Source organism: Faecalimonas canis (assembly GCF_054601575.1).
In genome coordinates, this window is record NZ_BAAHSI010000002.1 from 1 (window position 1) to 15,469 (window position 15,469).

Annotated in this window: 13 protein-coding genes; 11 read left to right on the forward strand and 2 right to left on the reverse strand. The window is 37.9% G+C overall.

Features of this window, described 5'->3' with window-relative positions:
- Nucleotides 1-22 precede the first annotated feature (22 nt).
- Complete coding sequence (locus ACYPXO_RS00010; protein ID WP_459638702.1) at nucleotides 23-1,810, reverse strand: aminopeptidase P family protein; 1,788 nt, start codon at nucleotides 1,808-1,810, stop codon at nucleotides 23-25.
- Between the two features lie 138 nt (nucleotides 1,811-1,948).
- On the reverse strand, nucleotides 1,949-3,319 hold the full coding sequence (locus ACYPXO_RS00015) for a peptide MFS transporter (RefSeq protein WP_459638703.1): 1,371 nt from the start codon (nucleotides 3,317-3,319) through the stop codon (nucleotides 1,949-1,951).
- A gap of 498 nt (nucleotides 3,320-3,817) precedes the next feature.
- Between ACYPXO_RS00015 and ACYPXO_RS00020 the strand changes: the two genes are divergently transcribed.
- The 11 genes from ACYPXO_RS00020 to rsxC all read left to right on the forward strand — a co-directional run bounded on the left by ACYPXO_RS00020 (nucleotide 3,818) and on the right by rsxC (nucleotide 15,468).
- A complete protein-coding gene (locus ACYPXO_RS00020) occupies nucleotides 3,818-5,254 on the forward strand; it encodes an acyl-CoA carboxylase subunit beta (protein WP_459638704.1) in 1,437 nt (478 codons plus the stop codon).
- Between the two features lie 14 nt (nucleotides 5,255-5,268).
- Entirely contained in the window at nucleotides 5,269-6,033 is a 765-nt protein-coding gene (locus tag ACYPXO_RS00025) for an OadG family transporter subunit (RefSeq protein ID WP_459638705.1), read from the forward strand.
- A gap of 23 nt (nucleotides 6,034-6,056) precedes the next feature.
- Entirely contained in the window at nucleotides 6,057-6,416 is a 360-nt protein-coding gene (locus tag ACYPXO_RS00030) for a biotin/lipoyl-containing protein (protein WP_459638706.1), read from the forward strand.
- Nucleotides 6,417-6,479: 63 nt separating this feature from the next.
- Nucleotides 6,480-7,631: a sodium ion-translocating decarboxylase subunit beta gene (locus ACYPXO_RS00035; RefSeq protein WP_459638707.1), complete on the forward strand. Its 1,152-nt coding sequence runs from the start codon at nucleotides 6,480-6,482 to the stop codon at nucleotides 7,629-7,631.
- Nucleotides 7,632-7,645: 14 nt separating this feature from the next.
- Nucleotides 7,646-9,058, forward strand: coding sequence for an oxaloacetate decarboxylase subunit alpha (locus ACYPXO_RS00040; RefSeq protein ID WP_459638765.1), 1,413 nt, complete (start codon nucleotides 7,646-7,648; stop codon nucleotides 9,056-9,058).
- Between the two features lie 133 nt (nucleotides 9,059-9,191).
- Nucleotides 9,192-10,121 carry a MurR/RpiR family transcriptional regulator gene (locus ACYPXO_RS00045; protein WP_459638708.1) on the forward strand — a complete coding sequence of 310 codons (930 nt, stop codon included), beginning with the start codon at nucleotides 9,192-9,194 and terminating at the stop codon, nucleotides 10,119-10,121.
- Entirely contained in the window at nucleotides 10,122-11,351 is a 1,230-nt protein-coding gene (locus tag ACYPXO_RS00050) for a BaiN/RdsA family NAD(P)/FAD-dependent oxidoreductase (RefSeq protein WP_459638709.1), read from the forward strand.
- Nucleotides 11,352-11,366: 15 nt separating this feature from the next.
- On the forward strand, nucleotides 11,367-12,023 hold the full coding sequence (gene cmk, locus ACYPXO_RS00055; protein WP_459638710.1) for a (d)CMP kinase: 657 nt from the start codon (nucleotides 11,367-11,369) through the stop codon (nucleotides 12,021-12,023).
- 10 nt (nucleotides 12,024-12,033) lie between these two features.
- Nucleotides 12,034-12,888, forward strand: a complete 855-nt coding sequence (gene ispH, locus ACYPXO_RS00060) for a 4-hydroxy-3-methylbut-2-enyl diphosphate reductase (RefSeq protein WP_459638711.1) — start codon at nucleotides 12,034-12,036, stop codon at nucleotides 12,886-12,888.
- Nucleotides 12,869-13,960, forward strand: coding sequence for a 30S ribosomal protein S1 (gene rpsA, locus ACYPXO_RS00065; RefSeq protein WP_459638712.1), 1,092 nt, complete (start codon nucleotides 12,869-12,871; stop codon nucleotides 13,958-13,960). The genes ispH and rpsA overlap by 20 nt, the downstream gene beginning before the upstream one ends.
- 191 nt (nucleotides 13,961-14,151) lie before the next feature.
- A complete protein-coding gene (gene rsxC, locus ACYPXO_RS00070; RefSeq protein ID WP_459638713.1) occupies nucleotides 14,152-15,468 on the forward strand; it encodes an electron transport complex subunit RsxC in 1,317 nt (438 codons plus the stop codon).
- Nucleotide 15,469 lies beyond the last annotated feature (1 nt).

Genomic DNA, 15,469 nt, shown 5'->3' on the forward strand with positions numbered 1-15,469 from the left:
CAAACTTTGGGATGCTCCCGAATTAGATGGCGCGAGTATATTCTTTTAACCATTCTCTCTCTTCTTCTGTAAGATGAGGAGCGATTTTTTCGTATACCTGCGCATGATAGTTGTTTAACCATTCAATCTCGAATTTTGTCATATATTGCGTATCGATACCGTCCAAGTCGATAGGAGCGAAAGTGATTGTTTCAAATTCCATAAACTGACCGTATTTATTTTGTTCTGCTTTTTTTACAATAAACTCATTTTCGATACGGATACCGAATTTGCCATCTTCATAAATACCCGGTTCATCTGTGATAACCATACCTTCTTCTAACTGATGATGTTCGTTTTTACTTGGAACAACATACCAACGGAAACCGGTAGGTGCTTCGTGAATATTTCCTAAGTAACCTACACCGTGTCCTGTACCACATTGGAAATCTAACCCTAAATCCCAGATAGGTCCTCTTGCGAGAATATCAAGGTTGTAACCGTAGCAACCGTATAAGAATTTTGCCCTTGATAAATTCATCATGGCACGAACAACTGCCGTGAAGTATTTTTTCATCTCATTGTCAACAGAACCGAGTACAAATGTTCTTGTAATATCCGTAGAACCTTCAAAATATCCTCCACCTGTATCGTTCAAGAAGAAAGCTCCGCTTTCTAATTTTACGTCTGTTTCAGGACAAGGAGAGTAGTGCATCATTGCTGCATGATCTTTAAATGCACAGAGAGGTTCAAAACTGTCGCGAATGTAACCTTCCTGCTCAGCGCGGAAACCTGTCAGTTTGTCGGCAGAACTTAGTTCTGTGATGGTTTCTTTGTCGTAGCGTGTTTTAATCCAGTGCATAAATTTTGTGATGGCAACACCATCTTTAATATGCGCCTGCCTGATGTTTTCTAATTCCACAGGATTTTTCATTGCCTTGAAAAGAATAGTAGGATTAGCGTGTTCTACGATTTTGCAAGGAATATTTTTGTAGAGCGCATAATTCATTTTCATTGGGTCGATCATAATGGTGTCATTGGCTGAAAGTGTTTTAATATCTTCGTAAATATCATTGTATGGATGAATATTTACATTGTTTTTGCCAAATTCAGATAAGATTTCATCATTTAATTTTTTCTCGTCTATGTATAGTTCAACGCTGTCCATCTTGACAATGGCATAGGAAAGCAAAAGTGGGAAGAAATCAATATCATCTCCGCGTACGTTTAAAAGCCAGCATACATCGTCAAGAGAAGCGATTGCATGAACAGTAGCGCCGTGTTCACGCATAACCTGACGTACACGCTCCAATTTGGAAGAAGTGCTTTCTCCCGAATATTTTTCAGGAAGGAAAAATGCAGGTTTATCTGAAAGTGGAGGTCTGTCCGTCCAAACTTTATCGATTAAGTCTTCAGAATAGTCAATGGAAATGTTTTTTGGTGAAAGGGCTTCTTCGTATTCCTGTCCTTCGCCCATTGATAATACACGCCCATCAAAACCTACTTTTCCGCCTTCTTTTACATTTGATGCGAGAAATTCCGTTACAGAAGGAGTGTCACCCACGAACATTTTCATTAAGCGTATTCCGCTTCCTTCCAATTCATTTGTTGCCTGAAAGAAGTATCTTCCGTCTGTCCAAAGACCTGCATCTTCTTGCATAATAACGGCAGTTCCGTAAGAGCCGCTAAATCCTGTGATGAATTTTCTTGACTTGAAATGTTCTCCTACATATTCACTTTGATGAAAATCAGCAGTTGGAACAACGTAAGCGTCAATTCCTTTTTCTGTCATTAGTGAACGAAGGTTTGCAATTCTTTCTGTTACTTTCATGTTGAAATAACCTCCTATTCGTATAATTTAAACTATACTAATATTTTATCACAGAAAAAAATAGAATCAATATTTTCATATAAAAAAACAGCCTGATTTCAGACTGTTTTTTTATGGAGCTTTAAGTAAATCTAATTCTTATTCTTCTCCTTCTGATGTTAAACCGTTTAATGGTTTGATTAAGAAGAACATAACGATTGCACAAACGAATGAAATAATCATGAATGCTAACATGATGTTAAAGTCACCCATTTTTTCAACAAGTTTCATGATTTCACCATTGATTGTTGAAGCAATGAAAGAAGCCATTGTCCAAATACCCATTAACAATGATAAGTATTTTTTAGGAGCAAATTTACTTACGAATGAGTTTCCAAGTGGAGAGAAGCAAATTTCACCACAAGTGATTAATACACCGAATAAACAGATCCATAAGAAGTGTGCTTTACCTGCACCTCTAATGATGTCCATAAGTGCTAACGCACCGTAAGATAATCCTAAGAATACGAATGATAAAGTAACTTTCTGGAACATAGATAAGTCACCCTGAGGTCTGGCTGAAAGTTTCTCCCAAAGTTTAGCAGCAGCCAAACTCATGAAGATACATAATAAACCGTTCCATGTTGTTGTTAAGTGAGCAGGTGAAAGTTCAAATCCACCAATTGTACGCATTACATTATCACGAATATAGAATGTAAGGAAAATGTCTTGCTGATAGTATGCTAACCAGAATACAACTGAGAATAATGTAACTAAAAGAATAGCAAGTACATTCTTTTTCTGTAATGTTGTAAGTGGAGCAGTAGATTTTTCTTTCTTTTCATGACTCTCCTGTCCGATAACATTTCCCTGTGTATCTGTAAGGTATTTGAAAGGTAATTTTCCTTGTCCCTGTAATAATCCGTAGCAGGCTGTGAAAATAGCGCCACCGATGAAGATAAGGATTGCACAGAGGAAGAATACCTGTCTGTAACCTAATACATCGCCTTTTTTGAATGTTGACATATATAATGCCGCACAAATCATCGAACCAAAGAAGGCACCGATATTAACGAATGAGTACTGAATTGAGAACGCAGTGTCAAGAAGTTTTTCATCATCAAACAAACGTCCGATGATAGCAGCAAGGTTTCCTTTGAAGAATGCTGTACCGATAGCTACGACAATAATCATAGCCCAAACCATTCCGACACTGTGAGATTGCCATCCGAGTAAATATCCGATACCCATTAAAATACAACCAAGTGTTACTGCATATCTAGCACCCAAGAAACGGTCGCAAATCCAACCGCCGATGATTGGTGTGATGTAAGTAAATGATGTTAATGCTGCTGCGATAGGAGCTGCATCAACTTCGCTAAGTCCAATACCACCTTCTGCAACTGAAGTTGCAAGGAAAAGTGCTAAAAGTGGTTTTGTACCATAGAAAGCGAAACGTTCAAATGTGTAAGTAATACAACAAATCCAATATCCAATAGGATATTTTCCTTTTTTTGCTGTTGCGCCCATAAGTTTAAACCTCCAATAAAAAATAAAATTTGTTTTCTCTTTTGTGAAAAAAGAGATTGCCATCAGAACTGGCGTGTAAATGAAAAAAACAAATTTCATTCGTGATATGTAAGGCTCCAGACTTACATAACTTAAAGCCATATGTTATTTTCAAAGTACACGTTTCTAGCGCCTTGCCTGTGCGGACAAAATAGTCCGTTACGGGATAGAAACAAAGCGTTAGGAATTTACTGATGTAATCATTTATCCCATGAAACTAATTATAACATAAAATACTATGGTGTGCAAATATAATTCTTTTCTTTTTTTAGAAAAACTTAAGAAAAATTTAATATACCCAGTATAGAGAAAACGAATAAAAGTATGTGAAAAAAATATCAGATCTTTTACGAAAATCATTGCTATTTGGAATATCGTATTATATAATATAATCGGCAGAGAATTTGGTTGAATTTTTTAAAATTTTATAGAAATTTAAAGAAAATGGAGGGCTTAAACATGAGCAACACAACAGCAAACCCAGCAAGTATGAGAATTGCCGCTTTACTTGATTCGGGAAGTTTCGTTGAAATTGGCGGCGCTGTTACAGCGAGAACAACTGATTTCAATATGCAGACAAAAGATACTCGTGCAGACGGTGTTATTACCGGATACGGAGTTATCGACGGCAATCTTGTATATGTATACAGTCAGGATGCTACTGTATTAAACGGGTCTATCGGAGAAATGCATGCAAAGAAGATTGCGGCTATTTACGATATGGCAATGAAAATGGGAGCGCCGGTTATCGCTTTGATTGACTGTGCGGGACTAAGACTTCAGGAGGCAACGGATGCGCTTCATGCTTTTGGAAGCCTGTATTTCAAACAGACAATGGCTTCGGGAGTAATTCCACAGATTACCGCTATATTCGGCACTTGCGGTGGAGGGCTTGCGATGGTTCCTGCTCTCACTGATTTTACTTTTATGGAAGAAAAACAGGGAAAATTATTTGTAAATTCACCAAATGCAATATCGGGAAATTCAGTAGAAAAATGTGATACAGCATCAGCTAAGTTCCAAAGTGAAGAAACAGGGCTTGTTGACTGTATCGGAAGCGAGGAAGAAATTTTAAGCCAGATTCGTTCTCTTGTAACAATACTTCCGGCAAATAATGAAGATGACCAGTCTTACGATGAATGCTTGGATGATTTGAACAGAGTCTGCGAAGGTATTGAAAATGCTTATGGTGATGCGAGAATGACTTTGGCAATGATTTCGGATAATTATGCATTTTTTGAAACAAAGAAAGAATATGCAAAAGAAATGGTGACGGGATTTATCCGTCTGAACGGAATGACTGTAGGTGCAGTTGCAAACTGCTCAAAACGTTATGATGAAGAAGGAACTCTTCAGGAAGAGTATGTAACTGATTTAACTGTAAATGGATGTAGAAAAGCGAAAGAATTTGTGGATTTCTGTGATGCATTTAATATTCCTGTGCTTACATTGACAAATGTAACGGGATTTGAAGCAACAAAATGTTCAGAGAAAAACATCGCAAGAGAAGTTGCAAAACTTACTTATGTTTTTGCAGATGCGACAGTTCCGAAAGTAAACGTAATTGTTGGAAAGGCATACGGAAGTGCCTATGTAGCGATGAACAGTAAATCAATCGGAGCGGATATGGTATACGCATGGCCTACTGCAGAAATCGGTATGATGGATGCTGTACTGGCAGCAAAGATTATGTATGCAGATGAGGGTGCAGATACTATTAAGGAAGAAGCAGAAAAATATAGAGAATTACAATCAAGTCCGCTTTCGGCAGCGAGAAGAGGTTATGTAGATACAATTATCAATCCGGCAGATACAAGAAAGTATGTGATTGGAGCGTTTGAAATGTTATTTACAAAGAGGGAAGAGCGTCCATCTAAAAAACACGGAACGGTTTAGTGAGGTGAAACAAAGTGAAAAAAAGAATTAGTTTATTGCTATGCGTTTTTGTGCTTACATTTAGTTTTGTCGGATGTGGAAGTGAGAAGAAAACGGTAGAGTATGATAGAGAGATGCTGGAACAGAGTGCGGAAATCATCATTCAAAGTTTTTCGGAGATGGACGATGAAACTTTTGCACAGTATGAAGACGGCTCGGAATTACAGGTAAATATGATGCTGCTTCAGTCAGGACTTCCGATAGAGAAGGAAGAGTTTGTATCTATGATTCATTCATGGCAGGCGTCTGTTGATGAGTGCGGAGAATATAAAAAACATGGAAAGTATAAAGTTGAAGTGAAAGCGAAAGAAGTTATTTTAAGTACGGAAGCAACATATGAGGAAAGGAAAGCAACTATTGAATTTAAGTTTGATGATAAATCAAATATGGAGTCTATGGATGTTTCAGCAAAATACTCAACAGCGGAAATACTTAAAAAAGCAGGAATGAACACGGTATTAGGTATGGGTACGGTGTTTGTAGTACTGATTTTCCTTGCGTTTATTATTTCTTTGTTAAAATATGTTCCTATTATCATGGGAAAATTCGGAAAGAAAAAAGAAGAGAAGGAAACGGTTGAAACAAAACCTGTAGTAGCAGAGCAGAAAGAAACTTCGGCTATGGACGATTTGGAATTGGTAGCGGTTATTACAGCGGCGATTGCAGCGGAAACCGGAACATCATCGGATGGGTTTGTTGTTCGTTCAATTAAACGAAGAACGTCGAATAATTGGAATTAGAATGAATTTAGGAGGAAATCATAATGAAAAATTATACAATTACAGTAAACGGAAATGTATATGACGTAACAGTAGAAGAAAAAGTTGGAGGAGTAGCACCGGCACAGAGAGCAGCAGCGCCAACAGTACCGGCAACAGCGCCGGTACAGAAACAGGCAGCCGCAGCAGGAAGTATTGAAGTAAAAGCAGGGGCAGCCGGTAAAGTGTTCAAGGTAGAAGCAAGTGTGGGACAGAAAGTATCAAAAGGAGATACGGTAATCGTTGTTGAAGCGATGAAAATGGAAATTCCGGTAGTAGCACCTGAAGACGGAACAGTTGCTAGTATTGATGTAGCAGTAGGGGATGCAGTAGAAGCAGGAGCAGTCATGGCTACATTAAACTAGGAATTACAAATATGAAAAATAATTGTAAATTCCCAAATTTAACGTAAAGTGGGAGGTTAAAAAATGGAATATATTACAAGTACATTAGGAAACCTCATGGACCAGACGGCGTTTTTTAATTTAACATGGGGAAACTATGTTATGATTGCTGTTGCCTGCGGGTTCCTATATTTAGCAATTAAAAAAGGATTTGAACCGCTTTTATTAGTTCCGATTGCTTTTGGTATGCTATTGGTAAATATTTATCCGGATATTATGTTGTCGATTGAGGAATCTTCAAATGGAGTTGGAGGACTGTTACATTACTTTTATTTATTAGATGAATGGGCAATTCTTCCGTCATTGATTTTTATGGGCGTAGGTGCAATGACAGATTTCGGTCCGCTGATTGCAAATCCGAAAAGTTTCCTTTTGGGAGCTGCGGCACAGTTCGGTATTTTTGCAGCATATTTAGGTGCAATGGCAATGGGATTTTCAGATAAGGCTGCCGCTGCTATTTCTATCATCGGTGGAGCAGACGGACCTACATCTATATTCCTTGCGGGTAAATTACAACAGACGGCTATTTTAGGACCGATTGCGGTTGCGGCATATTCATATATGTCATTAGTTCCGATTATTCAGCCGCCTATCATGAAATTATTAACAACGGAAGAAGAACGTAAAATTAAAATGGAACAGTTAAGACCGGTTTCACAGTTAGAAAAAATTCTTTTCCCGATTATTATTACAATTGTTGTATCCCTAATTCTTCCTACAACAGCACCGCTTGTTGGTATGCTTATGTTAGGTAACTTATTTAAAGAGTGTGGAGTAGTAAGACAGTTGACGGAAACAGCATCAAATGCATTGATGTATATCGTTGTTATCTTGCTTGGGACATCGGTAGGTGCAACAACAAGTGCGGAAGCATTTTTGAATATGGATACACTTAAAATTGTAGCATTAGGGTTAGTAGCGTTTTCATTTGGTACGGCGGCAGGTGTGCTGTTCGGTAAACTGATGTGTAAGATAACCGGCGGAAAGGTAAATCCTCTGATAGGTTCTGCCGGAGTATCCGCAGTGCCTATGGCGGCCAGAGTATCACAGAAAGTCGGTGCGGAAGCAGACCCTACGAACTTCTTATTGATGCACGCAATGGGACCAAATGTTGCGGGAGTTATCGGTACTGCTGTTGCAGCCGGAACATTTATGGCGATTTTTGGTGTTAAATAAAGATGGAGGACAATATAATGGAAATCGAAAAAAAACCAATTAAAATTACAGAAACAATTTTGCGAGATGCACATCAGTCTTTGATTGCAACAAGAATGACTACAGAACAGATGCTTCCGATTATTGATAAAATGGATAAAGTCGGTTATCATTCCGTAGAGTGCTGGGGTGGAGCGACATTTGACGCATCTCTTCGTTTTCTAAAAGAAGATCCTTGGGAAAGACTTCGTAAATTTCGTGACGGATTTAAAAACACAAAATTACAAATGCTATTCCGTGGACAGAATATTTTGGGATACCGTCCATATGCAGATGATGTGGTAGAATATTTTGTGCAGAAATCTGTTGCAAACGGAATTGATATTATCCGTATTTTTGACTGCTTGAATGATATTCGTAACTTAAAAACAGCAGTAAAAGCAGCAGTAAAGGAAAAGGCAGATGCTCAGGTTGCGTTATCTTATACATTAGGCGATGCTTATACATTAGATTATTGGATGGACATTGCGAAGAAAATTGAAGATATGGGTGCGACATCTATCTGTATCAAAGATATGGCAGGTTTACTTGTTCCATATAAAGCAACAGAATTGATTACAGCGATGAAAGAGGCAACATCTCTTCCGATTCAGTTGCACACACATTATACATCAGGCGTTGCATCAATGACTTACTTAAAAGCAGTTGAGGCAGGGGTAGATGTGATTGATACGGCAATGTCACCATTTGCTATGGGAACATCACAGCCGGCAACAGAAGTTATGGTAGAAACCTTTAAAGGAACTCCGTATGATACAGGGTTAGATCAAAACCTTCTTGCAGAAATTGCAGATTATTTCCGTCCGATTCGTGATGAGGCATTGGAATCAGGACTGTTAAATCCGAAAAATTTAGGTGTAAATATTAAGACATTACTATATCAAGTACCGGGTGGTATGCTTTCTAATCTGACTTCTCAGTTAAAAGAACAGGGAGCAGAAGATAAATTCTATGAAGTGCTTGAAGAAGTGCCAAGAGTGCGTAAAGATTTAGGCGAACCGCCTCTTGTGACTCCGTCTTCACAGATTGTCGGAACACAGGCGGTATTTAATGTGCTTATGGGTGAACGTTATAAAATGGCAACAAAGGAAACAAAAGATGTTTTATGCGGAAAATACGGTGCTACAGTAAAACCATTTAATAAAGAAGTGCAGAAGAAATGTATTGGTGATGCTGAAGTAATTACCTGTCGTCCGGCTGATTTGATTCCGGATGAATTGGATACATTAAAAGACGAGATGAAACAATGGTCACAACAGGATGAAGACGTATTATCATATGCGTTATTCCCGCAGGTTGCAACCGATTTCTTTAAATATAGAGAAGCACAACAGACAAAAGTAGATCAAAAAGTTGCAGATACAGAAAATGGAAGTTATCCGGTATAAGAGAGTTGAAAGAGTTAGCATTTGCTAACTCTTTTGCATTTATGAAAGAAAAATCAAAAGAAAGGGTTTTCTTTATTTCTGTAGTTGTGTATAATAAATCTTTAGAAAAAGAGAAGGAATACGGAGGCTGAGGATGAACAGCAATAATACGAATGAACTGTTAAGTAAAATAAATGAGAAGTATGCGAAACTGAGTAAGGGACAGAAACTGTTAGCGGAATATATCGCTGAGAATTACGATAAAGCAGTGTTTCTGACTGCTGCAAAACTTGGAAAAACAGTAGGGGTAAGTGAATCCACCGTTGTTCGTTTTGCGACACAGTTGGGATATGACGGATATCCGGGATTCCAAAAAGCGCTGGAGGAACTCGTTAGAAATAAACTGAACTCTATACAGCGTATGGAAGTGGCATATGGACGTATTGCACAGTCTGAAATATTGGAAACGGTATTGCAGTCTGATATAGAGAAAATAAAAATGACGCTGGCAGGGATTGAACAGGATGCCTTTGATTTGGCTGTAGAAACGATGCTTCACGCAAAACGTATATATATAGTAGGAATTAGAAGTTGTGCACCGTTGGCGAGTTTTCTTGGATTTTATCTGAATTTGATTTTTGACAATGTAACTTTAGTTAATACAAATAGCGCAAGTGAAATTTTTGAGCAGTTAATTCGTATAAGTGAAGATGATGTTATTATCGGAATTAGTTTTCCGCGTTACTCAATGCGGACCTTAAAAGCATTAGAATTTGCGAGCAACCGAAAGGCGAAAGTAATCACGCTTACGGACAGTGTACATTCTCCGATGAATTTATATTCATCATGCAATCTTATTGCAAGAAGCGATATGGCGTCCATTGTGGATTCGCTTGTTGCTCCTTTAAGTGTAGTAAATGCACTTGTCGTTGCATTATGCATGAAGAAACAGACAGAAGTCATTTCTACATTGGGAACTTTGGAAGAGATATGGGATGAATATCAGGTGTATAGCAGTGATGAATTAAATCCGGTAAATGATAAAATGTCACTGAAAACAGTGGAAAGAAAAGAGGACGAATAGATGAGTAAGGTAGTTATAATAGGTGGCGGTGCAGCCGGAATGTTTGCCTCCATTTTTGCGGCACGGAATGGAAATGAAGTACATCTGTTTGAAAAGAATGAAAAACTTGGTAGGAAACTTTTCATTACCGGAAAGGGACGGTGCAATATTACAAATGCGGGAGATATGGAAACGCTGTTTCAATCAGTTGTATCCAATCCAAAGTTTTTATATAGTAGTTTTTATGGATATACAAATGAGGATGTTGTTTCTTTTTTTGAAGAAATTGGAGTAAGAACAAAAATAGAGCGTGGAAACAGGGTGTTTCCTCTGTCAGACCATTCATCAGACGTTATAAATGGTTTGGCTGCAGAAATGAAAAGACTCGGCGTAAAAGTTTATTTAAATACGAAGGTGAAGTCTATTGAGGGGAATGCTGACGGATTTCAAAGAATAGTGCTTTCAAATGGTGAGAAGATTGTTGCAGACGATTGTATTGTGGCGACAGGTGGCTGTTCTTATCAGCCTACAGGCTCTACAGGAGATGGTTATCATATGGCGGATAGTGTTGGGCATACGGTTACGGAAGTTTATCCGGCGCTAGTACCATTGGAGATAGAAGAAGACTATGTCAGGGAATTACAGGGGCTTTCGCTTAGAAATGTGGAAGCGACAATTTATGACGGGAAGAAAGAAATTTACCATGATTTTGGAGAAATGTTATTTACCCACTATGGAGTCAGCGGACCTCTTATGCTGACAGCCAGCAGTTATATTACGAAAAAATTGCGTGACAGAGAGATGAAACTTGTCATAGATTTGAAACCGGCATTATCTGAGGAACAGTTAAACCAGAGAGTGTTGAGAGATTTTGAAGAGAATAAAAACAAACAGTTCAGAAATGCAATAACAAAATTGTTTCCGGCAAAATTGATACCGATTATGGTTATGCTGAGTGGAATTGAACCGGAAAAGAAAGTAAATGAGATTTCAAAGGAAGAGCGTATGGATTTTGTTCACCTGATTAAACATTTTACACTGACTATTAATGGAACAAGGTCTTTTAGAGAGGCAATTATTACGCAGGGTGGAGTGAAAACGAAAGAGATAAATCCGGCGACAATGGAATCAAAACTTGTTCCTCATTTATATTTTGTGGGGGAAGTGCTTGATTTGGATGCTTTGACAGGCGGTTTTAATTTACAGATTGCGTGGTCCACGGCGTATATGGCAGGTAGTAATATTTGGTAAAAAAGGAGAAAAAAGATGGGATATAATATAGCAATTGACGGTCCTGCAGGAGCGGGAAAAAGTACGATAGCGAAGAAAGTAGCAAAAGAATTAGGGTATATTTATGTGGATACAGGTGCGTTATACAGAGGAATGGCAGTATATTTCTTGGAAAATGGCGTGTCTGCGGATGAAACGGAAAAAATAGGACAGATGTGTAAAGAAGCGGTAGTTACATTAGGATATGAGGATGGCGTACAACAAGTATATTTGAATGGAGAAAATATTACTTCAAAACTTCGTGAAGAAGAAGTGGGGAAAATGGCGTCTGTCAGTTCTGCAATAAAAGAGGTTAGGATGCAGTTGTTGGAATTGCAGAGAGAGTTGGCTGTAAAAGAAAATGTCGTTATGGACGGAAGAGATATTGGAACAAATGTGCTCCCACAGGCAGAAACAAAGATTTACTTAACGGCAAGCGTGGATACAAGAGCAAAGAGAAGATTTTTGGAACTGAAGGAAAAAGGAGTACCTTGTGTACTTGAAGAAATTGCAAAAGATATTGAAGATAGAGATTACCGTGATATGAATAGAGATGTAGCACCGTTAAAACAGGCAGAAGATGCGGTCTATATAGACTCTTCGGAAATGACTATTGATGAAGTTGTTGCGGAAATTTTGAAACATTGTGAATAAAGGTGAGAGAATGGAAGTAAAAGTAGCAAAAACAGCCGGATTTTGTTTTGGAGTAAAAAGGGCTGTGAAAACAGTTTATGAGCAGGTTGAAAAAGAAAAGGATAAGCAGATTTACACCTATGGGCCTATTATACATAATGAAGAGGTCGTTAAGGACATGAAAAAAAGAGGAGTAAAAGTTATTCGGACAGAAGAGGAATTGGAAAATCTGGAGAGTGGAGTGGTGATTATACGTTCTCACGGTGTGCCGAAAAGAATTTATGACAAACTGGCAGAGAGGAATATTACCTGTGTGGATGCAACCTGCCCGTTCGTAAAGAAAATTCATAATATTGTGAAAAAAGAAAGTGAAACTGGGAGTCAGATTGTCATTATCGGAAACAATGAACATCCTGAAGTGGAAGGAATTAAAGGATGGTCTTTATCTCCTGTGACAGTTATTCAGACAATGGAAGATGTGAACAATTTTGAGCCTGATAAATCGAAGAAGGTGTGCATTGTATCACAAACGACATTTAATTACAAGAAATTTGAAGAATTAGTTGAAATTATTTCTAAAAAGCGTTATGATATAAGTGTTTTAAATACGATTTGTAATGCAACTACTGAACGTCAGACTGAGGCAAGAAGCATTGCAGAGGGCGTAGATGCTATGATAGTTATCGGTGATAAGCATAGTTCTAATACCCAAAAATTATTTGAAATATGTGATAAGGTATGCAACAATACGTACTATATTCAGACACTTGACGATTTGGATTTGAATCAATTAGGGTCGGCAAAAACGGTAGGTATTACAGCAGGGGCGTCAACGCCTAATAATATAATTGAGGAGGTTCAAAATAATGTCAGAATTAACTTTTGAACAAATGTTAGAAGAGTCTTTAAAAACAATACGAAATGGAGAGGTCGTAGATGGTACTGTAATCGATGTAAAGCCAGATGAAATCATCTTGAATATAGGGTACAAAGCAGACGGTATTATTACAAGAAGCGAATACACAAACGAGCCAAACGTTGATTTAACAACTTTAGTATCAGTAGGCGATACAATGACTGTTAAAGTATTGAAAGTGAATGACGGAGAAGGTCAGGTGTTGTTAACATATAAGAGATTAGCAGCAGAAAAAGGAAATGAAAGATTAAAAGAAGCTTTTGAAAACAAAGAAGTATTAAAAGCAACAGTAAACCAGATTTTAGGTGGTGGATTAAGTGTTGTTGTTGATGAAGCAAGAGTATTTATTCCTGCAAGTTTAGTATCTGATACATACGAAAAAGATTTAAGCAAATATCAGGGACAGGAAATTGAATTTGTTATCAGCGAATTTAATCCAAGAAGAAACCGTGTAATCGGTGACAGAAGACAACTCTTAGTTGCAGAGAAAGCAAAATTACAGGAAGAGTTATTTGCTAACCTTAAAGTAGGAGATGTCATCGAAGGAACTGTTAAAAATGTAACAGATTTTGGTGCGTTTATCGACTTGGGTGGAGTAGACGGATTATTACACATCTCTGAAATGTCTTGGGGAAGAGTTGAAAATCCAAAGAAAGTATTCCGAGTAGGAGAAACAATTAAAGTTCTTGTAAAAGACATCAACGATACAAAAGTTGCGTTAAGTTTAAAATTCCCAGAAACAAATCCATGGGCAAACGCAGAAGAAAAATATGCTGTAGGAACAGAAGTTACAGGTAAAGTAGCAAGAATGACAGACTTTGGAGCATTCGTTGAACTGGCACCTGGTGTAGATGCATTACTTCACGTTTCTCAGATTTCTAAAGCACACGTAGAAAAACCAGCAGACGTTTTAAGTGTGGGACAGGAAATTACAGCAAAAATTGTTGACCTTAACGTAGCAGATAAAAAAATCAGTTTAAGTATGAAAGTTCTTGAAACAGAAGAAGCAGCAGAAGAAGTAGAAGAGGCTGTTGAAGAATAAGATTTGACTGTAGTAGAGAAGTAGAAAAAATAGGGACGCAAGTCTCTATTTTTTATGTAAAAAAATATGTTAAAAATTCATCAAGATGTATATTAAAATATACAATCATTTGTAACAAGTTACTAGAATTATATAAAAAGTTCTTGTATGATATACATAAGGATTGAAAACAGATGAAAGGAAGAGATAAAATGAAACTTTTAACATTTAAAGGAGGCATTCACCCCAACGATGGAAAGCGGTTGGCAAAAGATAAATCGATTGTCAGCGTACTTCCAAAAGAAGAATTGGTTTATCCACTTTCACAACATATTGGTGCACCGGCGAAACCTATTGTGAACGTGGGTGACAAAGTTTTAAAAGGTCAGAAGATAGCGGAAGCGGGAGGATTTGTTTCAGCTTCGATATTTGCATCTGTATCAGGAGAGGTGAAAGGAATTCAAAAACGAATTAATCCTTCGGGAGCGAAGGTGGATTCTATTATTGTAGAAAATGATTTTCAGTATGAAGAAATTGTTTATCCTCCAATAAAACCTCTTGATGAGATGTCAAAGGAAGAAATTATTGAGCGGATTAAAGAAGCAGGGATTGTAGGAATGGGAGGCGCAGGATTTCCTACCCATGTTAAATTATCTCCAAAAGAACCGGAAAGAATTGATTATGTTATAGCAAACTGTGCGGAATGTGAGCCATATATTACAGCGGATTACAGAAGAATGCTGGAAAATCCTGAAGAACTGATTAGTGGGATGAGAGTTGTATTAAACATTTTCCCACAGGCAAAAGGAATTTTTGGTGTAGAGGATAACAAACCGGATTGTATTGAAAAATTAAGAAAATTGACGGAAAAAGAGCCGAGAATGGAAGTGAAGGCATTAAAAACAAAATATCCTCAGGGAGCAGAGCGACAGTTGATTTTTGCTACGACAGGAAGAGCAATTAATTCTTCTATGCTGCCGGCAGATGCGGGATGTGTTGTAGATAATGTGGAAACAATGATTGCCATTCACACAGCGGTAGTCGAAGGAAAGGCAGTAACGGAAAGAATTGTGACGTTAAGCGGTGATGCGGTAAATGAGCCGGGAAACTTCAAAGTATTATTTGGAACAAATCATCAGGAAGTGATTGAAGCGGGAGGCGGATTTAAAACCCCGCCTGAGAAAATCATTTCAGGTGGTCCTATGATGGGATTTGCCATGTTTACAACAGACACTCCGATTACAAAGACGTCTTCATCCATCCTTGCCTTTACGAAAGATGAGGTGAGGGCAAATGAACCTACAGCCTGCATTAATTGTGGACGGTGCGTGGAAGTTTGTCCGAGTCGTATTATTCCATCAAGACTTGCGGATTTGGCGGAAAGACATGATGAAGAAGCCTTTAAGAAAATGGAGGGACTTGAGTGTATAGAATGTGGCTCGTGCAGTTATGTCTGTCCTGCAAAAAGACAGTTGAAACAGTCTATTGGAACAATGAGAAAAATTGCGTTGGCAAATAGAAAAAAATAAA

Coding starts and splice junctions, on each gene's coding strand:
- ACYPXO_RS00010 (WP_459638702.1), bottom strand. CDS start 1,810: ATGAAAGTAACAGAAAGAATTGCAAACCTTCGTTCACTAATGACAGAA.
- ACYPXO_RS00015 (WP_459638703.1), bottom strand. CDS start 3,319: ATGGGCGCAACAGCAAAAAAAGGAAAATATCCTATTGGATATTGGATT.
- ACYPXO_RS00020 (WP_459638704.1), top strand. CDS start 3,818: ATGAGCAACACAACAGCAAACCCAGCAAGTATGAGAATTGCCGCTTTA.
- ACYPXO_RS00030 (WP_459638706.1), top strand. CDS start 6,057: ATGAAAAATTATACAATTACAGTAAACGGAAATGTATATGACGTAACA.
- ACYPXO_RS00035 (WP_459638707.1), top strand. CDS start 6,480: ATGGAATATATTACAAGTACATTAGGAAACCTCATGGACCAGACGGCG.
- ACYPXO_RS00045 (WP_459638708.1), top strand. CDS start 9,192: ATGAACAGCAATAATACGAATGAACTGTTAAGTAAAATAAATGAGAAG.
- ACYPXO_RS00050 (WP_459638709.1), top strand. CDS start 10,122: ATGAGTAAGGTAGTTATAATAGGTGGCGGTGCAGCCGGAATGTTTGCC.
- cmk (WP_459638710.1), top strand. CDS start 11,367: ATGGGATATAATATAGCAATTGACGGTCCTGCAGGAGCGGGAAAAAGT.
- ispH (WP_459638711.1), top strand. CDS start 12,034: ATGGAAGTAAAAGTAGCAAAAACAGCCGGATTTTGTTTTGGAGTAAAA.
- rpsA (WP_459638712.1), top strand. CDS start 12,869: ATGTCAGAATTAACTTTTGAACAAATGTTAGAAGAGTCTTTAAAAACA.
- rsxC (WP_459638713.1), top strand. CDS start 14,152: ATGAAACTTTTAACATTTAAAGGAGGCATTCACCCCAACGATGGAAAG.